This window comes from Deltaproteobacteria bacterium (assembly GCA_016930875.1).
Lineage (GTDB): Bacteria > Desulfobacterota > Desulfobacteria > Desulfobacterales.
The window spans coordinates 25,808-47,153 of sequence record JAFGFW010000041.1 but is presented as its reverse complement, the minus strand read 5'-3'; the positions used below and the strand labels follow the sequence as shown (position 1 = coordinate 47,153).

27 protein-coding genes and 1 pseudogene are annotated in these 21,346 nt (G+C 49.7%); 14 read left to right on the top strand and 14 right to left on the bottom strand.

Features of this window, described 5'->3' with window-relative positions:
- The 14 genes and pseudogenes from JW883_04265 to JW883_04200 form a co-directional block, all read right to left on the bottom strand.
- A partial coding sequence (locus JW883_04265; GenBank protein ID MBN1841483.1) for a PAS domain S-box protein occupies nt 1-1,267 on the bottom strand: 1,267 nt, incomplete at its 3' end.
- The gene (locus JW883_04260) at nt 1,170-2,210 is read right to left on the bottom strand and encodes a PAS domain S-box protein (GenBank protein ID MBN1841482.1); all 1,041 of its coding nucleotides are present in this window, start codon (nt 2,208-2,210) and stop codon (nt 1,170-1,172) included. The genes JW883_04260 and JW883_04265, both read right to left, overlap by 98 nt.
- Nucleotides 2,211-2,657: 447 nt before the next feature.
- On the bottom strand, nt 2,658-3,785 hold the full coding sequence (locus JW883_04255) for a DUF547 domain-containing protein (protein ID MBN1841481.1): 1,128 nt from the start codon (nt 3,783-3,785) through the stop codon (nt 2,658-2,660).
- Nucleotides 3,751-4,839, bottom strand: a complete 1,089-nt coding sequence (locus JW883_04250) for a glycoside hydrolase (GenBank protein MBN1841480.1) — start codon at nt 4,837-4,839, stop codon at nt 3,751-3,753. The genes JW883_04255 and JW883_04250 overlap by 35 nt, the downstream gene beginning before the upstream one ends.
- Nucleotides 4,840-4,842: 3 nt before the next feature.
- On the bottom strand, nt 4,843-5,475 hold the full coding sequence (locus tag JW883_04245; protein MBN1841479.1) for a nitroreductase family protein: 633 nt from the start codon (nt 5,473-5,475) through the stop codon (nt 4,843-4,845).
- A 12-nt stretch (nt 5,476-5,487) separates the two neighbouring features.
- Complete coding sequence (locus JW883_04240) at nt 5,488-6,195, bottom strand: TVP38/TMEM64 family protein (GenBank protein ID MBN1841478.1); 708 nt, start codon at nt 6,193-6,195, stop codon at nt 5,488-5,490.
- Between the two features lie 10 nt (nt 6,196-6,205).
- Nucleotides 6,206-7,003, bottom strand: coding sequence for an ABC transporter ATP-binding protein (locus tag JW883_04235; protein MBN1841477.1), 798 nt, complete (start codon nt 7,001-7,003; stop codon nt 6,206-6,208).
- Nucleotides 7,000-7,803 (bottom strand): ABC transporter permease, encoded by an 804-nt coding sequence (locus JW883_04230; GenBank protein ID MBN1841476.1) that lies wholly within the window; start codon nt 7,801-7,803, stop codon nt 7,000-7,002. Before JW883_04230 ends, JW883_04235 begins: the two co-directional genes overlap by 4 nt.
- Before the next feature lie 32 nt (nt 7,804-7,835).
- On the bottom strand, nt 7,836-8,807 hold the full coding sequence (locus JW883_04225) for an ABC transporter substrate-binding protein (protein ID MBN1841475.1): 972 nt from the start codon (nt 8,805-8,807) through the stop codon (nt 7,836-7,838).
- A complete protein-coding gene (locus tag JW883_04220) occupies nt 8,798-9,844 on the bottom strand; it encodes a radical SAM protein (GenBank protein MBN1841474.1) in 1,047 nt (348 codons plus the stop codon). Before JW883_04220 ends, JW883_04225 begins: the two co-directional genes overlap by 10 nt.
- 27 nt (nt 9,845-9,871) lie before the next feature.
- Nucleotides 9,872-11,308 carry an FAD-dependent oxidoreductase gene (locus tag JW883_04215; GenBank protein MBN1841473.1) on the bottom strand — a complete coding sequence of 479 codons (1,437 nt, stop codon included), beginning with the start codon at nt 11,306-11,308 and terminating at the stop codon, nt 9,872-9,874.
- A gap of 27 nt (nt 11,309-11,335) precedes the next feature.
- A complete protein-coding gene (locus tag JW883_04210) occupies nt 11,336-11,686 on the bottom strand; it encodes a hypothetical protein (GenBank protein MBN1841472.1) in 351 nt (116 codons plus the stop codon).
- Nucleotides 11,580-12,182: pseudogene (gene msrB / locus JW883_04205) on the bottom strand (peptide-methionine (R)-S-oxide reductase MsrB). Before msrB ends, JW883_04210 begins: the two are co-directional and overlap by 107 nt.
- Before the next feature lie 249 nt (nt 12,183-12,431).
- A complete protein-coding gene (locus JW883_04200) occupies nt 12,432-13,106 on the bottom strand; it encodes a TIGR04283 family arsenosugar biosynthesis glycosyltransferase (GenBank protein ID MBN1841471.1) in 675 nt (224 codons plus the stop codon).
- Between the two features lie 544 nt (nt 13,107-13,650).
- On the opposite strand from JW883_04200, the gene JW883_04195 reads away from it, so the two are divergent.
- The 14 genes from JW883_04195 to JW883_04130 all read left to right on the top strand — a co-directional run bounded on the left by JW883_04195 (nt 13,651) and on the right by JW883_04130 (nt 21,318).
- The gene (locus JW883_04195; protein ID MBN1841470.1) at nt 13,651-14,061 is read left to right on the top strand and encodes a transcriptional repressor; all 411 of its coding nucleotides are present in this window, start codon (nt 13,651-13,653) and stop codon (nt 14,059-14,061) included.
- A gap of 314 nt (nt 14,062-14,375) precedes the next feature.
- Complete coding sequence (locus tag JW883_04190) at nt 14,376-15,560, top strand: sigma 54-interacting transcriptional regulator (protein ID MBN1841469.1); 1,185 nt, start codon at nt 14,376-14,378, stop codon at nt 15,558-15,560.
- A 502-nt stretch (nt 15,561-16,062) separates the two neighbouring features.
- Nucleotides 16,063-16,266, top strand: coding sequence for a hypothetical protein (locus tag JW883_04185; GenBank protein MBN1841468.1), 204 nt, complete (start codon nt 16,063-16,065; stop codon nt 16,264-16,266).
- Nucleotides 16,267-16,280: 14 nt separating this feature from the next.
- Complete coding sequence (locus JW883_04180) at nt 16,281-16,652, top strand: hypothetical protein (protein MBN1841467.1); 372 nt, start codon at nt 16,281-16,283, stop codon at nt 16,650-16,652.
- 49 nt (nt 16,653-16,701) lie between these two features.
- Nucleotides 16,702-17,076, top strand: coding sequence for a desulfoferrodoxin (locus JW883_04175; GenBank protein ID MBN1841466.1), 375 nt, complete (start codon nt 16,702-16,704; stop codon nt 17,074-17,076).
- Between the two features lie 20 nt (nt 17,077-17,096).
- On the top strand, nt 17,097-17,537 hold the full coding sequence (locus JW883_04170) for an FprA family A-type flavoprotein (protein MBN1841465.1): 441 nt from the start codon (nt 17,097-17,099) through the stop codon (nt 17,535-17,537).
- 112 nt (nt 17,538-17,649) lie between these two features.
- Nucleotides 17,650-17,895 (top strand): hypothetical protein, encoded by a 246-nt coding sequence (locus JW883_04165; GenBank protein ID MBN1841464.1) that lies wholly within the window; start codon nt 17,650-17,652, stop codon nt 17,893-17,895.
- Between the two features lie 128 nt (nt 17,896-18,023).
- Nucleotides 18,024-18,551 carry a redoxin domain-containing protein gene (locus JW883_04160; GenBank protein ID MBN1841463.1) on the top strand — a complete coding sequence of 176 codons (528 nt, stop codon included), beginning with the start codon at nt 18,024-18,026 and terminating at the stop codon, nt 18,549-18,551.
- 10 nt (nt 18,552-18,561) lie between these two features.
- Nucleotides 18,562-19,164, top strand: a complete 603-nt coding sequence (locus JW883_04155; protein ID MBN1841462.1) for a peroxiredoxin — start codon at nt 18,562-18,564, stop codon at nt 19,162-19,164.
- 225 nt (nt 19,165-19,389) lie between these two features.
- Complete coding sequence (locus JW883_04150) at nt 19,390-19,587, top strand: hypothetical protein (protein MBN1841461.1); 198 nt, start codon at nt 19,390-19,392, stop codon at nt 19,585-19,587.
- A 214-nt stretch (nt 19,588-19,801) separates the two neighbouring features.
- Nucleotides 19,802-20,053: a glutaredoxin family protein gene (locus JW883_04145; protein ID MBN1841460.1), complete on the top strand. Its 252-nt coding sequence runs from the start codon at nt 19,802-19,804 to the stop codon at nt 20,051-20,053.
- The gene (locus JW883_04140; protein ID MBN1841459.1) at nt 20,050-20,385 is read left to right on the top strand and encodes a ferredoxin:thioredoxin reductase; all 336 of its coding nucleotides are present in this window, start codon (nt 20,050-20,052) and stop codon (nt 20,383-20,385) included. The genes JW883_04145 and JW883_04140 overlap by 4 nt, the downstream gene beginning before the upstream one ends.
- 165 nt (nt 20,386-20,550) lie before the next feature.
- The gene (locus JW883_04135; protein MBN1841458.1) at nt 20,551-21,045 is read left to right on the top strand and encodes a ferritin family protein; all 495 of its coding nucleotides are present in this window, start codon (nt 20,551-20,553) and stop codon (nt 21,043-21,045) included.
- A gap of 75 nt (nt 21,046-21,120) precedes the next feature.
- Complete coding sequence (locus JW883_04130; GenBank protein ID MBN1841457.1) at nt 21,121-21,318, top strand: heavy-metal-associated domain-containing protein; 198 nt, start codon at nt 21,121-21,123, stop codon at nt 21,316-21,318.
- Nucleotides 21,319-21,346 lie beyond the last annotated feature (28 nt).

The window sequence follows — 21,346 nt, the reverse complement described above, 5'->3', positions numbered from 1 at the left end:
TTTCTTCAAGCTCTTCCTTATCCTCCTCCCTTCTTTTCAATAAGACTCGCAAGGCGGTATTTACTTCCTCAAGATTGTTTGCCTTAACCCTCAATTCTGCGTCCTTTTCTCTCAGGGCCCCCTCCGCTCGCTTGCGCTTGGTGATCTCAACCCAGTTTGCCAGGTAATACTTGAAATCACCTTTACTACTTACCGGTGCGGAAGTTATCTCAACCCAGAATCGCTCCCCATTCTTCTTTTTGAAAAGCTCCTCGAGCCTCTGTGCTCCCTTGGCCATAGCTTCTTCCAAGTCCCGACTGGTTTTCTTAACTGTTTCTTCCGTCCACCAAGGGTATGGAGCTTTGGCCCCAATAAGCTCTGAAGAAGAAAAGCCCGTTAGCTTTTCCAGGGAAGGATTCAGATATTTTATCGAACTATCCGGATTGATAACTATTATAGGATGGGGAGAATGAGTCAGCAGGCTCGAACTGAACTGCTCACTCTCCCGCAGCGTCTCCTCCGCCTGCTTGCGCTGAATTATCATTTCTAACCGACCTGTAATTTCATTGATCAGACGTCTTTCTTCCTTGAGAAAAGGGCCTTCATAATCCTCTGGTCTTTCCTCCAGATAAAAGACCTCCAACGTCCCGATTTGTTTGCCGGTTACAAAGATTTCGTTGGACTGATTCCAAGTAGTTTCTTTGAAGTTAGATGTTTTGTACTCTTCATCGTCAAATATGATTCGTGAACAAGTAATCTCTGGATATTGCCAAGACGGGGGAATGAGATCAACTACACCCTGAAAAATCTCTCCTAACGAGATATCTGGTTTTTCAACAAGACTTGAAATACCATAGAGGCAATTCAGTTCCTTGACTCGCTCCCCAAGGTCATGTGTCTTCTGCCGAAGCGCCTCCTCGGTTCGCTTGCGCTCGTTGATGTCCGTTATGGTTCCGATAAAACCCGTTGTGTCTCCCTGAGAATTTAATATGGGAACGGCCTGCCCGATAGTCCAAGTTACATTGCCTTCACGATCAACGAAACGGTATTCTGATCTGAAATTTGTTCTGGCATTGGTGCTCTCATACCATTCATTGAACACTCGTTCTCGATCTTCAGGGTGTACACCATCTGCCCAACCTTCACCTGCCCCCTCTTCTGCGGACATGCTGGTGATTTTACATAGCATGTCATTCCAGTACTCGGTCTTTCCGTCGAGATCGGTGATGAATATCCCCACAGGCGAGATCTTTGATAATTGACGAAGCCGTTCTTCGCTCTGCCGCAACGCCTCCTCTGCCTGCTTGCGCTGGGTGATGTCTGTGAAGAAACCGACGTTGCATTTTCTTCCATCTATCAACATATTGGTTGCTTTGATGTTCCGCATACATTAATGTCCCATCTTTTCGCAGAAAAGGGATGCCTTGAGCTAACTCTGTTTCTCCTTTGCCTATGGCCTCGAATTCAGAAGTTACACGCTCCATATCTTCTTTGGGGTGAATATCAAGGATACTCAATCGTCCTATTTCCTTTTCAGTATAACCCAACATTCTACACATGGCTGGATTAGCATATTTGAACTGCTTTGTTTCAATGTCTGCAACCAGTAGTCCCTCAGCCGCACCTTCAAAGAGAGTCCGATACCTTTCTTCAGATTCTTTCAGCGTCTCCTCTGCCTGCTTGCGCTCGGTGATTTCGGCCTTCAATTGTTTGTTTGTGGCTTCCAGTTCTATAGTACGTTCCACGACACGCTGTTCTAGCGTGGCGTTGAGCTCTTTGATTTTGTCCTCAGCCTGCTTTTGTTCTGTGATATCAATGTTCGCGGAGTAATATCCGATTTGATGGCCTGCCTCATCCCGCACGACCGAGGCGAGCCCGCGGGAGATGAAGATTGATCCATCTTTCCTCTTGGCCTTGAACTCTCCCCTCCAAAAGCCAGACTTATTTAGTGCCTCTAAAACTGGGATAGCATCGTCTGGGTTTTGGAAGAAGTGCGGAACAGGGTTTCCTGTTGCCTCTTCCTTCGTCTCGTAGCCCCACATTTTCAAGAAGGTTAGGTTCACATAGTTGATCACACCTTCCTTATCTGCCGTGCTGTTGGCTGCAATAGACATATCAAAGACGATGCTCTTGAGGATCAACTCATTCTCCAGAAGCTTGCGCTCGCTGGCTTCTTTCTCCAGCTTCCTGACCCTTTGTTCCAATTCTTCATATGTTGGTTTCCTAGTCATGGGAAGATCCTCCAATCGCGCCCAAAAAACAGAAGGCCCCAAGCATTCGTATCTTGAACACGATGCATGGAGCTTTTGTCAGTCCCATTAAGAGAAGTCATCGTAAATACATCAGGGGGGCATAAGTAGATCATTAAGTTTCCATGAGCCGACGGTTGTTTTCTTCAGCATACTGTTCGCCTCTTTTTACGGCGTACCCCACTCCGGGCTGGGTCATCCCGAGACGCCTGGATAAGTCCGTAAACGCGTAGCAAATCACCTCACATTATGTCAAACTAATTATATTATCTCGGCTTTCTCCTTTGGCGACGCCGATAGGCAGTTAAGGGTTTGCCGCGTAGATCGTATGCAGTGACCACAAAAACGCTGTTTGGCTGTGGATCAGAAAGATATATGAGTCTGAAGTAACGTCCTCCGGAAGTTCTTCCAAATTGGCGCCAAGCGGTTTTACTGATTGAGATTCCAGTCGTAGTAGATGTACTCAAACTGAAGTGTTTCCCCCTTATCCTGGATGCATTGCCGAGCGTGTTCGTCGGCCATGTAGTCGTACAGGAAATCCAAAACGCCACGCTTGCCGCCGAAATCGGATTGGTACCAGCGGAAGATCTCGGAGAGAAGCACCTTGCCTTGTTCAGGGAGAACAATAACTTCAGAGGAATTGACGAAACTCTTGGCCGCATCGTCAAGCTGATCGTATATCGTTGCAGGCTCGTAGTACCTTATAGGGGCACACGACCGGGAGCCACACACCAGGGCAAAGTGAACGCGCGGGTCAAGTGGTTTCAGGATCCAGGCCTTGCGCGGGTCCCTTGGCCCGAATTGCTTGAGCACGTGAAACCAGGGCCGGGCATTGCCCCGCAGGATACCGTGTTCCATGTCATCGGCAGAAAAAAGGTGTCCCCCTATTGCGTATTTCAAGCGAGTGAATATTTGCGGGGCTTCCTTCACCGATTGCCTGATGCCCAGGGCGACGATGCCATCGACTATGATAGTGTTATAGAGATTCACCCAAAAGGCCAGTTTCCGCCTCCGCCCAACCAGTCGACGCAGGTCAAAGTCGCGGAGACCGTTGGTCAGTATCCGGTATTGCTGATACTCAGGGGACTTCCGGAGTGCGGGGTAGTCGATGCGGCTTCGAGTCGCGTCGTAGAATGCGTCCCGCAGGTCCCGGATGCTTTGCATCAAGGCGCCGGCGAGGTCTGGAGGGGAGATCCGGGGCATGTTCTCCCCGCTGTTCAGGATTAGATCCGAAGATAAGAACCCCCGTGCTTTGGCCGCTATTTGTCTCGATGCCCTCTCGCTTTCGTAGAAGTCGTGCACAAGATCGATAAACAGGGCGGCTGTCCAACCAAAGTCGTCACTCCCGTAACCTGTGCCATGGAAAGAGTCGAAGTACTCGTGGAAGCCGAATCGGAGAGGAAGCTGTAAGAGGTCCTTTTGGAGGGAGTCGGCCTTCAGGGTATATCCGTATCGACGCAGGCCATGAGCAAGCATCCAATTGATATTGATCCACACAGGTCCTCGCCAGTAGTTTGTGCGATCAAAACCCTGGCGTTGGGTGTCGTAGTTGGGCACAGTGAAACAGTTGCCCTGGTGGAGACCACAGAACGAGGCGGAGTCGAGATGCTTGCTGGTAGAGAAACTCCGCCTGCTCTTTGCTCGCTGCTCCTGCGAAGAGGGGCAGGAAGCCTGCGGCGGTGTCTACTTCAATGGGCGTGTCGGCCACAAGATCGTAGCAGTCGAATATGTTGTGCTCGGGACGCCAGAGCTTTTGGCGGATGGCGACGGCCGTCTTCTCCGCCCAGAATCGGGGCAGATCCGGAGATTCTCCGATAAGCGTTGCAATTTGGGCCAATGACTCATTTGCTCGACACAGTACTGAGTTGAAAAGAGGGTCTTGAACCAAAAAAGGACAAGACTCGCGGACCATGTCCTCATCGTAGTCACACCGACGAAAGAGGTCCACCAGGTAGACATAGCGGTCGTAGTCTTCGTCCGAGGGGCGCATCTTTGGGTCTACCCCGTGGTCCAGGTCCTTGCGTTGATATGGAGGCAAGGCGACCCGGTCTACCTCAATCCGCCTAAAGGGCGCATCCCAAGTGGGCGAGTTATCCACGCCCGACTCCCACGGGTGGCGGATGTACACAAGCCCTTCATCGTTCGGGTCCCGCTCCCGGTAAAGATAAGCATGGAGCGCCAACAGCTTGGGGTAGATGCGCTCCAGGAAGGGCAGCACCCCACGGGGGCGCCGGGCGTTTCGGTAGACCCTCTCCACTGCCACGGCGTGGATCGGTGGCATGGTGATACCTGAGGTGAGCTTGCCCGGGGGAGCGTGTGGAGATCGTTCGGTCTGCCAGAGGTCGGGCTCAGGAAAGTAGTGGCCAAGGGCGTCAGGGCTAAAGACGATCTGGGGCGCCATGCCGTTTTGCCACTGGGCGTCAAAGAGTGTTTCGATCTCCAACATCGCTCTAGGGGTGTCATAGTGAGAGCGACCCATGGCTATGAATGCCGAGTCCCAATTCCACTGGTGGGGGTACAGGGCGGGGGCTGGTTTTGTATACGAGCCTGTCCAATTCTGGTCCAGGATACGCCTGGCCTTTTCTACGTAGTTGGAGAAAACTCTGGACATGGTTCAGTTGAATTTCACCACGATTTCGTCAAAGGTTTTTCTCCACTTGGGCGGATACAGTTCTTTTGTCTCATCAAAGTAGCCAATGGCCAGCAGAAGGGGAACCCAGTAATTTTCTGGAATGTTAAACGCCTTACGTACACCGTCATGATCAAAACCGTCCATGGGATGGGTATCCAGTCCGAGACTTTTGGCCGCAAACATCAGAGCCATGGCGAAAAAGCCAGTGTTCTTGCACGCAAAGGCCTGTTGCTTTTCTTGGCTTGCGCCATAAAGGCCCTGACAGGCATTGACAAACCACTCGTGCTGATCCTCTGACATGCCGCCCGCCTTTACCATCTCCCTGAAATTCTTTTCCACTATTGTATGTCCCCCTTTCCAGCCGTCCCGGTCCGCCAGCACGATGAAGACAACAGGGGCCTCGGTAACCTTGGGTTGGTCCCAAGCGAGTTTTCTCAACCGCATTTTTTCTTCCGGATCATTGAGTATCATCACGTTCCACGGCTGAAGATTAAAGCTGGAAGGCGCCTTTGCTGCCATATCAACCAACTCTCTCAGGAGTTCATCGGAAACAGTCTTTTGGGAGTCGAAATAGTTGACAGCCCGCCTCTTGTTAACAACTTCTTTGAAGTCCATCATGTCCTCCTTTCATGCGTGTTCATCTTCTCCTTTAATCTTCTTAATGATTTTCGGGATAAAAAATGAGAAAGCGAACAGTCCCAGGGAAAAGAAAACCTTAAAAGAAAGTAATTCTGCCCAGTTGCCGGAGGCCCAAACCTCCTTGACCGTGCCTATGAAGAATGTAAAGATAAAAGTTCCGACAATAATGCCCAAACCTGTACCAAAGCAGTAGTCCCGGAAGCGCACCTTCGTCAATCCCATGCCAAAGTTCATTGGCGTAAAAGGGAAGTATACAAGGCGTAGGTAAAGGACCGTGGCAAATCCATTACGCTCAATGGCCTCGTCATACTTCATCAGTCTATCCCCAATCAAGGAGGCAGCAAACTCCCTTCCGAGGGTGCGGCCGATCCAGAAGGCGGCGGTGGCCCCTAACATGGCCCCAATCCATACATACAGAAATCCCCAGTAGGCCCCAAAAATAGCCGCGCCCAGGCCGGTCAACAAGGTTCCGGGCAAAAACAGACACACCCCCCCAGCATAGACAAGCATAAAGACCAAAGGCGCCCAAAACCCCGCTTGCCCTAGGAAACGCCCCAATGCCTCAGCTGTTAGATAGCCTTTTACGGGCGTAAATCGCACCAGGGCGATGGCTGCAATCATAAAGGCGGCAAAGATAGAGGCCTTTATGATGGCTCTCCCCCGGTTTTGCGTTTGTCCTTGAACGACTTTCTCCATGAATTTTCCCTCAGCCTTGTCTCAAGGTCTCGTGAAGTTTGCGCCTGAAAAAGACAAAGTCTGTGTTTTCCACGGTTCTCGGCCGTGGCAAGGACACAGGAATTTTTTCACGAATACGTCCTGGGGCTCGATCTACAAGCAGGATTCTGTCCGCCAGTTTGATGGCTTCGTCTACATCGTGTGTCACGAATAATATGGTCTGAGCCAGTTTCTCCCAAAGGGAAACAAGTAGATTGTGCATTTCTTCGCGGGTCTGAAGGTCCAAGGAGACAAAAGGCTCATCCATGAGTAAGACTGCGGGCTGAAGGATAAGGACCCGTGCCAAAGCCACTCTTTGCTTCATACCCCCGGAGATTTCCCGAGGAAGATATCCCTGAAAAGCGCTCAGTCCGGCGAGAGACAGGAAGCGGTCTACCTCTTTGTTGAGATACGCCTTGTCTTTGGTGCGACCTTGTAGGCCGAAGGCGATATTTTCCCGAACCGTCAGCCAAGGGAACAGGGCATCTTCTTGAAAGACAACGCACCGATCAGGACCTGGGCAATGCACTGCTTGATGATTCAAGAGAACCGTGCCGGAAGTAGGAGGCAAAAAGCCGGCAAGGATATTTAAAAGCGTGGTCTTGCCACATCCGCTACGTCCGAGGATACAGATCATCTCGCCGGCTCCGGCAATAAAGCTTATGTCGTCAAGGACTCTCACCGAGGCATGGTTGATTTCAAAATCCTTCGTCAAATTAATGACTTCAAGGAAAGGCTGCCCCGGACCGGCCCCCGGTTCTCCGGGTGTCCTTGCCGTTTTAGTGGTTATGACATTGTCTTGGCGCTTTTGAAACACAGTTTTAAGCCCCCAATCAAGAGTCGGTCACTCAACCGACCGATGACTGCAATAAGCATCATGCCCACCACGATCATATCGACCCGGCCAAGCATCCGTGCGTCCATAATAACCGCCCCCAGTCCATTGGGAACCCCGGTCAATTCGCCCAGCACCAGGTAGGCCCAGGAAATGCCCAGGCCAAGCCTGAGCCCTGTCACGATATGAGGCATGGCGCCGGGAAGCAATATCCTGAAAGTGCCGCGTAATCTTTTCACGCCCATCATGGCCCCTGCCTGCAATAGCAGCGGATTGATTTGCCGGGCCCCTGCAGCGGCATTCAGATAAATGGGGAAAAAGGCTGCCAGCGCTACCAGAAAAACGGTAGTGCTCGTCCCTATACCGAACCAGACCATGGCCAGGGGAAGCCATGTGATGCCAGGCACAGCCCTGAGCCCGTTGACCACATTGTTTAGCAGAGCGTTGACCAACGTGAGTCGCCCGGAGAGGATACCCAGGGGCAAGCCGAAGAGGATGGCAGAGGTGAATCCCACACTTACCCTGACTGCGCTGGCCGATGCGTCGGTCACGAACCGACCCGCATAAGGGGAACTGCCCAGATCATGGAACATGTAGCTATAGCACATTTTCATGATGTCCATGGGGTGAGGGATCAAATAGCCGGGGAAGATGCCGGTCTGGCTCATTGCGACCCAGACCAACACCAAGCCAACGGGAATCATCCACGGCAACAAGGCTCGAAACATCTTTGCTCTTCCTGAATATTTTTCCATGTGCTATCCCCGTCCCCGACCTCCGTAGTCGTTTAATCTTTTTCCAGATGTTCCTTGACCTTCCCGACAAAGGACAGGTTGAATAGTTTTCCGTAGTCAGGTTGTCGATCAATGACTCTCAAGGCCTGCATTCGTTCTCCCAGGGCGCGCGCCTTCTGAACAAAAGACATATCCATGCCCCACGCCAGTTCCATGTTGCTAGCGGCCTGCTCCAAAACTGTCAGAGGGGTCCCAAATGTGGATGCCTTCTTAAGCCACTCTTTTGAGTGGGCCTTGAGATAGTCGGTAGCCAGGGCGTGGGCCAGCACCAAATCATAGACTCGGCCCGGATCTCGATCAATAGTCTCCTGACGAACCAGCATGCCCGCATTGATCGTCCCGATGGACTCCCCGAAGTATGGATGAGACAGAATCTTGCCGTAGCCTTGTTGCACCGCAACCGACGGGAATGGTTCGCCAGACAGAAAGGCGTCGATCCCCCCGCGGGCCAAAGCGAGCCCCATGTCAAAAAAATCGACCCGGGTCAGATGTACATCTTTCTCCGGGGAGAGACCATTGCGGGTTAGTGTCTCTCTTAGAAGAATTTCGTGCATTGTACCGGGAACATAACCGATCTTCTTGCCGCGGAGATCCTTGACAGTCCTAACAGGGCCATCTTTCTTGACCACCAGGGCCGAACATTTGTTACACAGTGCCGCCACTACAACCACGGGCTCTCCCCTTGAAGCCGCATGGATGGCATGTGCCAATGTTGTCCCGCACATATCCAGACTGCCTGCCAGAAGGGCTACTTTCTGATCAGCCGGGTTTGTAAAAGAGTAGGTAGAGGCGTTGTAAGAGGGCGGCAAGAATTTGTCATAGTAAAAAGGCTGAATGGTCTGAGCCGTCTTCCAGGTTCCCACTTTGACGTTCTGGCACCTGCCTGGGGGGACATGAACAAATAGGAGCGACACAAGAAGGAGAAGTGGAATCCAGAGGCGTTGTCTTGACCTGTTCACATGCATCTTGCCCATTGACTGTACCTCCTGTCCTTTTTCTTATCTGCAAAACAATTGGACGGTAAATCCGGATCCCATCCCATTTCAATAAACATCTGCCGACAAGCCGCCAGGCTTTTCCCGCGACCTTCCCCTGTATCCGCTCTAGCGTCACGGGGGCTGGCTCCCACCTCGGGAAAAAACAAATTGGCCCCGGCAAGCAGCGAGGCGGAGTGAGGTTCGTGGGTACAGTGAGCCTTTGGAACGTCGCCCATGACCAACCGGCTCACGGCTACCATTCTGGCCATTTCCAGTTCGCTGATCATGCCTTCTTTTTCAAAAGGCGATCCGGGGAAGTTGATCCGCCGCATCACCCCGCTGTAAGTGGCGCCATATTGTCGTGCCAAGACCATGAGATAGGCAATTTCTCTAAAATCGTGTTCAGGACCCACGGGTTCTACGCAATTCATCCAAAGGAGTCCCACGTCTTTAAAAACAGTGATGGTACGAATACGTTTTTCGATCTTAAAGGGTGTGTCTCTGCCCTCACCCAACCGCACCGCATGATATGCTCCAACAAAGCCGGCCTTGAGGAGCGCTTCGCCTTCCCGATGACTTATGTCTCTTGTATTGGCTACCAGAGGTGTCGAGACCTCCTTATTCAATACGCTTCCAGTCTCCAGCAATCGGTTGAAACCATAGGTTCCTGTTGTCATAAGGTTCAAGGCATCGGCATGTTGAGATTCGGCCATTCTGGCCCATGTGACGACTTCTTCCCGGGTGAATTCAACGTTGCCGGTAAAGATGCCAGCCTCTTTGGCAAGGGAACAGAAACGACAGTTGAAGGGACAAGGCTCGGCATTGAGCCCGATATGAAAGTGGTTTTCGCCTTTTCCCTTGAATTGCTCACGGGATACGGCATTGGCCGTCTCCATGAGTGCGTAGACTTCTTTGCTATGCAACTCCAGGGATAGAAGCGCGACAGCTTCTTCATCGCTCAATCCTTCCAGTCCTGCACCCTTTTTCAGAATGTCTTCAATTTTCGGACTAATGCGCCAGGCCACTCGCAGGCTCCCTTTTCACTCAACCCCTTACCCCAGAAAACCAAAAAGAAACTTTAAGATACTTTTGACTCTAGGACTAAAAATCTTCCGGGCATAATATTTGCCGGCACTCTTTTTGTGTATTTCCGATAGAGTTGGATAGGCAAAAATCTGGGTCGCCAGGTCGGATAGTTTCATGCCCTTGTTTAGGGCAATGACCGACGAACCGATGAGTTCCCCGGCATGCAACCCCACGATCTGAACACCAATAATTTTATCAGATCCTGCTTCGGTGAGGATCTTGATCTTTCCCTGATATTCGCTTTCTGCCAACGCACGGTCCACCTCCTCAAAGGCTTCCACGTGGATATCGTAGGCAATGTCGTCGTTCTTGGCCCGTTGTTCATTGTAGCCAACGGAGGCAATTTCCGGGTCCGTAAAAATAACCCATGGGGTCATGTTGTAGTCAATCTTGCCTGGGATGTGCATGATGGCATTTCTCACGATAGCCGCCCCCTCGGCCCCGGCCATATGGGTAAAGGGGAATTTGCCGTTTACGTCTCCAGCGGCATAGATATGCTTCCGGCTTGTCTTCATGTGGAGATCTGTCTCGATCCCCTTGTTCGTATAGCTGACGCCTGCAGCTTCCAAATTTAAGCCTTCAACATTAACTCTTCTTCCTGTGGCCACCAGTATCTCATCACATTGAATGGCTTCTTCTTGTCCTTCTCTGTTCTCAATAACCATTACTTTGTGGTTCCCTTCTTGATGAACCTTTTTTACCTTTGAACTCATCCGAAGGGATATACCATCGTTAACCATCTGTTTGATAACGACTTCGGCCATATCGTAGTCTTCAACACTCAAGGGGTATTCGACTAAATCAATGAGAGTAACTGTACTCCCAAGTCTGGCAAAGGCGTGGGCCAGTTCCGCACCAATGGGACCTGCGCCAAGGACCACGAGTAGGGGGGGTAGCTCTTCCAGGGAGAAGGTCTCAACATTAGTAATAAAACCTATCTGTTGCAATCCTTCAATAGGAAAAACCATGGGGCTGCTTCCCGTAGCAATCGTGAAGCGGCTGCCGGACAACGTTTTTGCGTTTACCTTCACCTCGTGTTCGGACACAAACTCCGCACTCCCAAAAATCACGTCTACACCCAAGCTTTCAAATCGCTCCACAGAATCGTGTATCGCTGCCTTATCAATCACCTCTCTAACATGATTCATGACCGATTTCAGGTCGCAGGGGGGGACATCTACCTCCGGCAAGCCAAAGGCCTTCAAGTTTCTTGCATAGTGGTAGACCTTTGCCGTCTTTATCAGGGTTTTACTGGGGACACAGCCGTAGTACAGACAGTCTCCTCCTAGTTTATCTTTTTCGATCAAGGCTGTCTTTGCCCCAAGCTGAGCCGCTCCGGCCGCTACGGTTAAGCCTGCCGCACCTCCCCCAATAATGATCATGTCATAATCGTACTTTGACATCCGCTGTACCCCTCTTATGGATGAAAATTAAACATCCCGCCATGCACGGCTGTCACCTGTTAACCGGTCATCAGCCTCCTGGGGCCCCCATGTCCCTGCATTGTAAAAACGGAGCTTTTGTTCACGATCTTTACATCTTTCACAGGCATCCAGAATCGGCGAGAGAAAAGCCCAGCACTGCTCCACTCCGTCCTGCCGGACGAACAACATATGGTCCCCCAGCAGACAATCCGACATGACCTTTTCGTAAGCGTCCAAAAATAAGGCTTTTTTAACGGAACTGTAATGACAATCCATGGTCACCGGTTGCAGGCAAACTTTTGCACCAGGAAGCTTTGTCTGAAACGTCAAGGTGATTCTTTCGTAGTGCAACTGAATTAATACAGTAACGAACTCCCGTTGGTGGAGGGCCGTCACTGAACACATGTCCGAGATGGGCGTCACATCTCTTACACAATACCTCAGTCCTTTTCACAAAAAGGCTATTATCTGCCGCCGTTTTTATGTGACCCTCTGATATCGGCGCCTAAAAGCTGGGCCAACCTGTCCCGGAATCAAACTTTGCTTCTGAACTAAAGAGGTCCAAGCCACAACATACATACTGATATATTCCTTTCCCTTTAAAGTTGTGGTATTTTCCTGTGAAGGATCGTTCAGTTCCTTTTCTGCGAGTAATTCTGTATTGCTCAGGTGTCAGTATCCTCCTCCAGTCTTCATCGCTTTTCACTATCTTGTCAAGCGTGTTTGACTCCTTCTCAGCGGGAGGTTCAAGAATCTGTTCCGCCAACGTTTCTGTTTGCTTATCAGCAGTACAGAGAGCAATCACTACAATGATACCTATATACATTAGAAAAATGGGCAACCGGTTTGACATACAAATCCCCTTTTCTGCAGATAGAAAAATAGACATTTTAGTTGAGGACTTACTTTGGAAACCCAATACTGCGCTTTGATAAGTCAAGGCGCCGAGTTGGTTTGACATGGATGAGGTTTTGTCTCGGCAAAAAGATCCCGGCCAACAGCTCTCATCTAACCGGCAACCGCTCAACTTCCTTGACAGGCGATTAGCCACGCTTAGCTTAATTCATTGGGGATGGATAAATAGAATATATTCAGGCCGTTCCTATCGGGTGTCGGGATAATGGCGGGCCAAGGCCAGTGGAGGGACTCTCATGTAGTATCGAATCATTAGGGACCAATTCCTCAACGTTGTGAAAATCAAGTTTTCCCTTTCCCAGCGTCGGGCCGATGTCTGTACTGAGCTATGGGCCAGCCTGAAGCCTCCAACGCGGTTCAACCGACGAACGAGGTCCACGTCTTCCATGATGGACCAATCTTGAAATCCGCCCACTTGGAAGTAGGAGTCTCGTCGCACAAAGAGGGCTTGGTCTCCATATGGCAGCTTTAAAAGCCGCGATCGCAAGTTGGCCATGAATGCAATAAAATCTAAGACAGGTGTGGATCGGTGAATGCCCAGGGAAAAGGCGCCAAAAATGACGCCCGGATCATGCAATGCTTGATGAATGAGATGCGGATACTTTCCGGGCAGTTGTGTGTCTGCATGGAGAAAAACCAGCACGCTGCCATGTGATTGACGTGCCCCTGTGTCTTGCTGAAAGCCGCGACCTGCGCGCGCAACGAGAACGTGCGAGGTGTATTGACGGGCCACCTCAACAGTACCGTCCCTGCTGCCGCCGTCCACTACAATGATCTCGGCAGGTGGCCCCTTAAGGCTTTCGAGGGTGTTTCCCAATATCTGCGCTTCGTTCAGTGCAGGTATGATAATGGATAGCTTCATAAGGCCGTGAACTTAGGGCTCGCTCAAAAATAACTTCACATTTTGATGCGCCGACCTGCCTGCCGGCAGGCAGGTCCATCCCACTTGGCTGCGTTGCTCGTCGGTTAAATGGCTTGCTATTCGCCCTCCTCGCGCCTCGACTCCTGAAAATGTCAATGTATTTCTTCGCGAACCCTTAACCAACACATCTTGTGCCCATGAAGGAATGAACTCGCGTGTCGATGAGAAAGGATTTTCATTGATCCGAGCCTTGTGCGATCTGTTACGTACCTTCTTTGTATCAGAGGGTATACGTCTGCGGCAAGCCAAATTCTTCCTCATATGACCTTCTGTCTTTTTTCCGTCTTCCGGATTTCTCACGAGACACATTTTGCCTCCTATAGCCCCTTTTACCAAGATTACTACGAACAGATTGACAATCTTATGGAAAGCTATTATTTGGAAAGAACTAAAACTTTTCTCTATACACACTTTTTCTGGCCAAAGAAGTCCGCCGCAAGGAGGCTCCAAGCCTGTGGCTGATCTTGACACACGTCTGGATGAAATGATTGCTAGATTGAGAGAAGAGGGCTATCGTTTGACCCCTCAGAGGCTTGCTGTGCTGAGGATTCTGGCCGCTAGCCAGAAGCATCCCGGTGTGGAAGGGATTTACGAGCGCGTAAGAGGGGATTTTCCGATGACCAGCCTGGCCACTATATACAAGACTGTAACGTTGCTCAAAGAGATGGGACAGGTTATGGAACTCAGCTTTGGTGGTATGGGTTGCCGCTATGATGGGAGAAACCCACATCCGCACCCGCATCTCATATGCTTGCAGTGCAGAAACATCGTTGATGCGGATGTCGGCGACGTGACTGGACTGTGCGAAGAGGTATCAAAAAAAACGGGCTATCGGATCGTGAGCCATCGTCTCGACTTTTTCGGCATCTGCCGCAAGTGTCAGGAGAAGGAGTAGCTCGACATTTGGGCGCTCCTTTTTTTTTGCTTTTTGGGGAGAATAGTTATCCACTAACATTGTTTATTTTACAAGACGTATTATTAATAACTAAGAGTCTGCCAGAGGCGGCCGCTGAACCGATATTTTTCCAGGATACAGTGGCCTTGGGAAACGGTAACAAGCATCAAACACCATAGTCGTCACCTGCTGTTTCTGCGCTCAATCACCCTCTTTGGGGCGGACAGGGGCTTTGGCTGAGGTATCTGGTCACGATACAAAGGATCTCTGATTTTCTTGATCCGCAAGGGCGAAGAACCCTTGGAGGACGTAGCATGCCAAGCACTGCTCGTGTGTTTTTCCCTCGTAGTAATTTCCATCCTGATTGTTTGAATCTGGCTATGGAAAAGCCTATCAAGGGATCGCCGGATCAGGATGACGAGGAATTGGACAGTACTATTGTTGGGCAGGCCCCGGCTATGGCGCAAATAAAGCGCCACATTTTGCGCTTGGGCCAATGTGATTTGACCGTGCTCATCACCGGCGAGAGTGGGACAGGCAAAGAACTGGTAGCCCGTGCAATTCACAAGTGTTCGCCCCGTGCACAAAAACCCTTCATCAAGGTCAACAGTGCTGCATTGCCGACAGATCTTTTTGAAAGTGAATTGTTTGGATTTGAAAAAGGGGCCTTCACTGGGGCCTTCAAGAAAAAGCCGGGAAAGTTCCAACTGGCTCACTCAGGCACCATCCTTTTGGATGAGATCGGGGAAACTCACTTGCCTATGCAAGCCAAGCTGCTACAGGTGCTTGAGGATAACGAATTTTCACCTCTGGGGAGCACTACCAATACAAGAATAGATGCCCGCGTCCTGGCAACTACTAACGCCAACCTTGGTCAGATGCTTTCCCGGAGGCGCTTCAGATTGGACCTTTATTATCGCCTGAGCGTTGTCTCCATTCATATCCCGCCCCTAAGGGAACGCAGGGACGACATTAATTTGCTGTGCCACCACTTCCTGAGGAAATATGCGGCCCGCTATGGCACGGAGTATAAGCCTCTTTCCGACCAAGTCCGAAAGCAGTTTTATGAGTATTGGTGGCCTGGAAACGTTCGCGAACTGGAAAATGTTGTCCAAACCATCACTGCGCTCGGAAACGAGGAGATCTTTTATGAAAAGACCAGAAATCATGCTCCTTCAGGGGAACCGCGGAATGGGAGGGGACCTATGATGACTACAGGGGCTGTGACTGAGATCGCGGCCAAGCTGCTGACACAATACAGCTTAAAGGATGTCAGCAAGAAAGCTTCGCGCAAGGCCGAGAGGGATGCCATTGCTGATGTACTTTGCTACACTGACTGGAATCGCAGGAAAGCGGCAGCTTTGCTAAAAATTAGCTACAGAACCCTTCTTTACAAGATTAAAGAATGCGCAATTGAGGAAAGTAAGCATAATGACCCCGAAAGGGTAGCAGTAGAGCCGGGATCACCAGGTTGCCTTCGGCGACATGATTGTACCTGACAGTGATAGCTGCTTCGTTCAGTCTTCTGGATGTCTCACGAGACACATTCGTCTCATATTTGTCGATGAGACACTTTTGCTTCTTCCTCATGGCCTTACTTTGAGAGGAGACTCACAGGCCCATCTGCTTCGACATACATATAACTGCCTTTTATGAATAACGCTTGACCGATTTCCCTCCTCATGTCCTTTCAAAAGATCCAATGTTAATGATTTCCCCCGCTCACGCACTTCATAACATAACCTATGCCGCGGTGTGCAAAATAGATTGCAATATCAAGAGGTTAACTTTATTTTTCTGGTGGTGACACAGAGCGTCTCAATGGTGTCTCAGGTTTCGCGCACGAAGCTACTGCGTGTCAACCCGGTAAATGCCCGTTAACCATCTAATATAACAGTCGGTTTGCCCTATCATCTTGTCGAAATTTGATATGGCACAAATCTTGATAACTCAGGATCACAAAGATTCTTAGAGAGAGGTTCATTCGAAGGGGATAACATGATCAGGGCGTGTGATGAGAGCATTAAGAAGACGTTCAAACTGGTGAAAGACATGCTTGACATTGCAGATGAAGGGGACGCGGTACGCGAAGACAATGGTTGCGGCGTGCTCTACGGTGTTGTGAGGGATTCAGCCTACAAGATCAAGAAACTGGCAGAAGCAGAAAAGGAGGCCCACATAAGAAAGGGCTGGTGGAAAGAGTGAGAAAGGAGGAGTCAATGGGATTAGAGGAGATTCGAAACAACAGTGAAATCATCAGCGTGATAGATTGGGACATGACTCCTGAGGAGGCGGTTACCCTGTACCTTGAATGGGGCAACAACTGGGCACACGGCAAATATGTGATTAGATCGAAAAACGACGTATCTTACTATTTTGTGGTGAACACATGGGATGAACCCCCGAGGACTTACTTCATACGCCGCAATTCAGAAGATGCGGTTGAACTGGCTACCATCGATATGCCGGAAGCGCTTAGGGACCGCTTTCTGGAAACGGTTGGTCACAACAAAGGGGTTTACACTATAAACGACGAAGTCAAGGCCTGGTTGGAAAAGGAGCTATATGCCGAGAGTTCTAACGTTCATTGATGTGAATGTGACAAACTCAAAAACACAACAAAACTAAGGAGGCGCCAACATGACGGAAAGACTGCAAGTGTACAAGTGTGAAGTGTGTGGGAACATTGTGGAGGTGCTCCATGCGGGTAAGGGCGAGCTTGTGTGCTGCAAGCAGCCGATGAAGCTTTTTGTCGAAAATACCGTGGATGCAGCAAAGGAAAAACATGTGCCTGTGGTGGAAAAGACGGAAGAAGGCGTCAAGGTAAAAGTCGGCAGCGTTTCCCACCCCATGGAGGAGAAGCACTATATTGAGTGGATCGAGGTGATCGCTGACGGAAAGGCCTACCGTCAGTTCTTAAAGCCTGGAGAAACCCCAGAGGCGGTTTTTGATATCGATGCAGTCCAAGTCACAGCCCGCGAGTACTGCAACCTGCACGGTTTGTGGAAAGCATAGGAACCAGGCGGAGGCAAGTGATGCAAGGAATACTCATAGTCTATGCGACAAGGACAAGTAAAACAAAGGATATCGCGGAACTGATTGCGGAGGGAATCCGTTCTGCGGGTGCGGAGGCCACCGTTGTCAACGTCACCGAAGTAAAGAAAGAGGCAGATCTCGAGGGCTATGACGCGTACGTCTTTGGCTCTGCCACTTACCACGGCCAGATGATGGCCGGCATGAGAACCATGCTGTTTTTGGCTGAAAAGGCGAACCTGCAAGGGAAAGCGGGCGGTTCTTTTGGAGCCTATGGCTGGAGCGGCGAAGCGTCGGGTCGTATCTACGACACGATGAAAAACATCTTTGGAATGGACCTGGTAAGCGGACCACTGAGACTGAAATCCGCCTTGTTGCAAGGCGGGACAAAGATGGCCCAGGATTATGGACGCAAAATCGGGGAAAAGCTGGGCTCGTCTTAAATGCTGGTTTCAATTTACCTGGAGAAGGAGATTCCTTCGCTTCGCTTGCAATGACAAAAACCGACCTTACTGAGAACTAGGCGTAAGGTCACAAAAAAAGGAGGTAGAAAAAATGGCAAACGAACAAGAAAAATGGGTATGTGCCCACTGTGGCTACACAGCTTCAGGCAAATTTGTTGGGGATATCTGTCCTCAATGCAACCAGAATTACTGGAAATGTGGCAAGTGCGGGTTTCTGATTACGGCCACAACACCACCCGGTGTTTGTCCTAATTGTGGCGAGAAGTGTGATTTCTTAAACGTCTCTTGCTATACTCCGGAGTGCGGGGGGCCTGGCCACATTGATCCCAGGTTATAGACCAAGTGTGAATATGGAAACCTGAAGAAAAATTCCGTTTACCACGGCCTGGTTAACAAGGAGACGAGGTAAAAATCATGAAAAAAGCGTTCATCTGTCAGTTGGCAGCCGTTTTGATGTTTGTTTTAATGTTTGATTCTGGGCCGGTTGCGGCCGGGTCGACACCGAAAAAGGGCAGTGCTCTGCCGGAAATATGCCTGTCAGTACCGAAAGACCCAGGGCATAGAGAGTATCTGGGCCTTTCAGGTCAAGGTCTGTTTAGGATAGGACAAATTAAGGCAGAGGCGGTAATCATAGAGATCTTCAGTATGTATTGCCCCCATTGTCAGGGTGAAGCGCCCCGTGTAAACGAGCTGTATGAGTCAATAGAGAAAAGCTTGAACGCCAAAGGCAAACTCAAGTTGATAGGCATTGGCGCGGGCAATTCAGCCTTTGAAGTGGGTATATTCAAAGAGACATACAAAGTTCCGTTTCCGCTTTTTGCAGACGGCGATTTTTCCATTCACAAAAGCCTGGGAGAGGTCAGAACGCCGTACTTTTTCGGTGTGAAGATCAAGGACGACGGAACCTATGAGGTCTTTTATTCCAAACTCGGGGGTTTCAACAATGCCGATGAGTTTTTGCAAATGATGCTCAAATTGTCAGAATTAGATTAGGGGGTGTCCCATGAGAAATAAGAAAACTCTCCTTTTGCTATCTGGGCTTGCAGCAATATTCTGCTTGAGTACCAGCGCCTTTGGCCTTTCGGATGCATTCAAGAACAATATCTATAACCCGGGCATCATGAAGCCCACGGACAGTGTGTTGAAGGTCAAAGTGGGAGATCGTGCTCCTGACTTCACGCTTCCGGCCGTTTCTGGCGGAAAGGTTTCTCTTGGCCAGTATTTGGGGAAAAAGAATGTGGTTTTATCCTTTGTCCCCGCCGCATGGACCCCTGTCTGCTCGGATCAGTGGCCGGGTTACAATATCGTGAAACAGATTTTTGACAAGAACAATGCCATCCTGCTCGGCATCACAGTAGACAACATCCCCACCCTGTTTGCCTGGACCAACCAGATGGGTAAGTTATGGTTTGACATACTTTCTGACTTCTGGCCCCACGGTGCTGTGGCTGCCAGGTACGGGGTATTGCGCTCCGGTGGTGTTACGGAAAGAGCGCTCTTTGTCATCGATAAGAACGGTATTGTTCGATACATCGACGTGCACAATATCAACGAACGGCCTCGGCTCGAAGTGCTCGTCAACGAGCTGGAAAAGCTGGGAAAGTAGGTGCGATGCAAGGCGCAGGTACTAGCAAGTGTTCAGGGGGTTTTTTGATTCCACGAACAAGAACTGCTTGGAGGCTTTCTTTCGGAAAGGAGGTGGGAGACGAGACCGGATTGCAGGCGAAGTAAAGCCCTTCAGGCCGAAAGGCCGGAGGAATCCGTATAATGCGTTTCATTGTGCAAAGAACGCGAGGAAAGGAAAAGGTCTAAGTCATATAGGAGGATCAAAATGCCAAAGAAAAGATTTGTAGTAAGAGCCAGATGCCCGGCATGCGCCGGCTGTGGGACCATCGACAATATTAGCCCGGAAGTCATGCGCGAAAAGTTCATAGGCGATGAAAAAGAGATCGATATTCTATGCCCTCTCTGTGGGACCAAGCACAAGGGGACATTACACGAGGAGGAAGAAGAAGCTGGTTCCAAGTAAAGGGCGAAGAGCGGACACAGATGAGGCCTTTCTTCGCAGGACGCAGATTTTTGACTTCCAACGGGAAAGGCCTCTCGCCTCATCGGGAGATTGTGCAAGAAGAATATCAAGGGGCAGAGATCGAAGACTGTCCAAGAACAAGTAAAATTCCGTTATCTAACGGACTGTTGCGCTGCTTTAAAGGCGGAATACGGACAGGCAAAGGAGGTAAGGGATGCAAAAGCCTGTTAATATCTATACGCTTAGTACCTGCAGTCATTGTAAAGCCACAAAAAAATTCCTGAATGACTGCGCTGTAAAGTACGATTTCGTTGATGTGGATTTGCTTGATGGGGAAGAAAGGGCGGCTATTCTGGAAGACGTAAAGAGATGGAATCCGCGGTGTACCTTTCCTACAATCATCATTGGCGACAAAGTCGTTGTCGGATACAGAGAAGACGAGATCAAGGAGGCTTTGGGATTATGAACGACGTGGAAAGGCTATATGAGACGTTAAAGAAGGTTCAAGAGCCAAAAGGTTACTACTTTAACAAGGACAAAGAAAGGGTCTTCGAACTTCTTGAAGCTCTCCTTATCAACAAAAATCGCTATGGCTACATGTCCTGCCCTTGCAGGCTGGCCTCTGGTGACCGTGAACTGGATAAAGACATCTTGTGCCCCTGCGAGTACAGAGCCCCTGACGTAGAAGAGTATGGGAGCTGCTATTGCAACCTTTATGTTTCAAAGGCCTGGAATGAGGATAAGGTCCCTCGTGCACATGTGCCGGAGAGGAGGCCGGCGGAAAAAATCCCGTATTAATGCAAATGCACTACAATTTTCTACATCCTCATTGCGAGCCCAACGGGCGTGGCAATCTCAGTCTGCCTGTAAAGATGTGCCAGATGACTGGGACCTGCCCGGTCTGTGGCGCCTCAAAAGATGAGTTCGAAAAGGAAGAATAGAAAATAGGAGAGGGTCGCTATCGTGATTTATAGATTTAATGCAGATGAGGTTTTCCAGATAGCTATTGACATAGAGGAAAACGGCAAGCGCTTTTATGAAAAAGCCATGGATATCGTTGATAATTCTGATGTAAAGGCTGTTTTGCGCTCTCTTGCTAAAGATGAAGCGAAACACTTGAAGAGATTTGCCGAGCTAAAAGCCCAATTGCCCAAAATAGCCACTGAGGATACTGTTTGGGATCCTGAACATGAGATGAATCAATACCTAAAAATGATGGCTGATATGCATGTCTTCAGATCGGATTTGGATGTGGAAAAGAAATTATCTCAGGCCAAAAATCCTGAAGATATACTTAAGCTCGGCGTTCAATTTGAGAAGGATTCCATAATATTTTTTGTAACCATGCAAGATTTTACTGAAGAAAAGAAGGGACGTGAATTTATCGGTCAGTTGATTGATGAGGAGAAAGAGCACTTAAAAAAGCTTTCTCTGGAGCTTAGAAGGCTCAACGACTAGCAATAAATAACTGCATATGAGAATGACCAGGTCATTCTAAGTCAGCTTGAACTGATGCAGAAAGGGGAACTTGTCATGACTACGATCATGATAAAGGGGATGTCGTGCAATCACTGTGTCATGGCTGTTACCAAGGCCTTGAATGAAATTGATGGGATCAAAAACGTCAAAGTGGACCTTGCAAAAGGTGAGGCTGCTTTTGATGAGATAAAGCCCATTGACATGGACCTTTTGAGAAAAGACATCAAGAAGGCAGGATACGAAGTTGTCTAGCACAGCCACACCTCACATTCCCCAAACA

What these genes read in the sequence shown, in the direction of transcription:
- JW883_04260 (MBN1841482.1), bottom strand. Translation starts at nt 2,210, where the DNA reads ATGACTAGGAAACCAACATATGAAGAATTGGAACAAAGGGTCAGGAAG.
- JW883_04250 (MBN1841480.1), bottom strand. Translation starts at nt 4,839, where the DNA reads ATGTCCAGAGTTTTCTCCAACTACGTAGAAAAGGCCAGGCGTATCCTG.
- JW883_04245 (MBN1841479.1), bottom strand. Translation starts at nt 5,475, where the DNA reads ATGGACTTCAAAGAAGTTGTTAACAAGAGGCGGGCTGTCAACTATTTC.
- JW883_04240 (MBN1841478.1), bottom strand. Translation starts at nt 6,195, where the DNA reads ATGGAGAAAGTCGTTCAAGGACAAACGCAAAACCGGGGGAGAGCCATC.
- JW883_04230 (MBN1841476.1), bottom strand. Translation starts at nt 7,803, where the DNA reads ATGGAAAAATATTCAGGAAGAGCAAAGATGTTTCGAGCCTTGTTGCCG.
- JW883_04225 (MBN1841475.1), bottom strand. Translation starts at nt 8,807, where the DNA reads ATGCATGTGAACAGGTCAAGACAACGCCTCTGGATTCCACTTCTCCTT.
- JW883_04215 (MBN1841473.1), bottom strand. Translation starts at nt 11,308, where the DNA reads ATGTCAAAGTACGATTATGACATGATCATTATTGGGGGAGGTGCGGCA.
- JW883_04200 (MBN1841471.1), bottom strand. Translation starts at nt 13,106, where the DNA reads ATGAAGCTATCCATTATCATACCTGCACTGAACGAAGCGCAGATATTG.
- JW883_04195 (MBN1841470.1), top strand. Translation starts at nt 13,651, where the DNA reads ATGATTGCTAGATTGAGAGAAGAGGGCTATCGTTTGACCCCTCAGAGG.
- JW883_04190 (MBN1841469.1), top strand. Translation starts at nt 14,376, where the DNA reads ATGCCAAGCACTGCTCGTGTGTTTTTCCCTCGTAGTAATTTCCATCCT.
- JW883_04180 (MBN1841467.1), top strand. Translation starts at nt 16,281, where the DNA reads ATGGGATTAGAGGAGATTCGAAACAACAGTGAAATCATCAGCGTGATA.
- JW883_04175 (MBN1841466.1), top strand. Translation starts at nt 16,702, where the DNA reads ATGACGGAAAGACTGCAAGTGTACAAGTGTGAAGTGTGTGGGAACATT.
- JW883_04170 (MBN1841465.1), top strand. Translation starts at nt 17,097, where the DNA reads ATGCAAGGAATACTCATAGTCTATGCGACAAGGACAAGTAAAACAAAG.
- JW883_04165 (MBN1841464.1), top strand. Translation starts at nt 17,650, where the DNA reads ATGGCAAACGAACAAGAAAAATGGGTATGTGCCCACTGTGGCTACACA.
- JW883_04160 (MBN1841463.1), top strand. Translation starts at nt 18,024, where the DNA reads ATGTTTGATTCTGGGCCGGTTGCGGCCGGGTCGACACCGAAAAAGGGC.
- JW883_04155 (MBN1841462.1), top strand. Translation starts at nt 18,562, where the DNA reads ATGAGAAATAAGAAAACTCTCCTTTTGCTATCTGGGCTTGCAGCAATA.
- JW883_04150 (MBN1841461.1), top strand. Translation starts at nt 19,390, where the DNA reads ATGCCAAAGAAAAGATTTGTAGTAAGAGCCAGATGCCCGGCATGCGCC.
- JW883_04145 (MBN1841460.1), top strand. Translation starts at nt 19,802, where the DNA reads ATGCAAAAGCCTGTTAATATCTATACGCTTAGTACCTGCAGTCATTGT.
- JW883_04140 (MBN1841459.1), top strand. Translation starts at nt 20,050, where the DNA reads ATGAACGACGTGGAAAGGCTATATGAGACGTTAAAGAAGGTTCAAGAG.
- JW883_04130 (MBN1841457.1), top strand. Translation starts at nt 21,121, where the DNA reads ATGACTACGATCATGATAAAGGGGATGTCGTGCAATCACTGTGTCATG.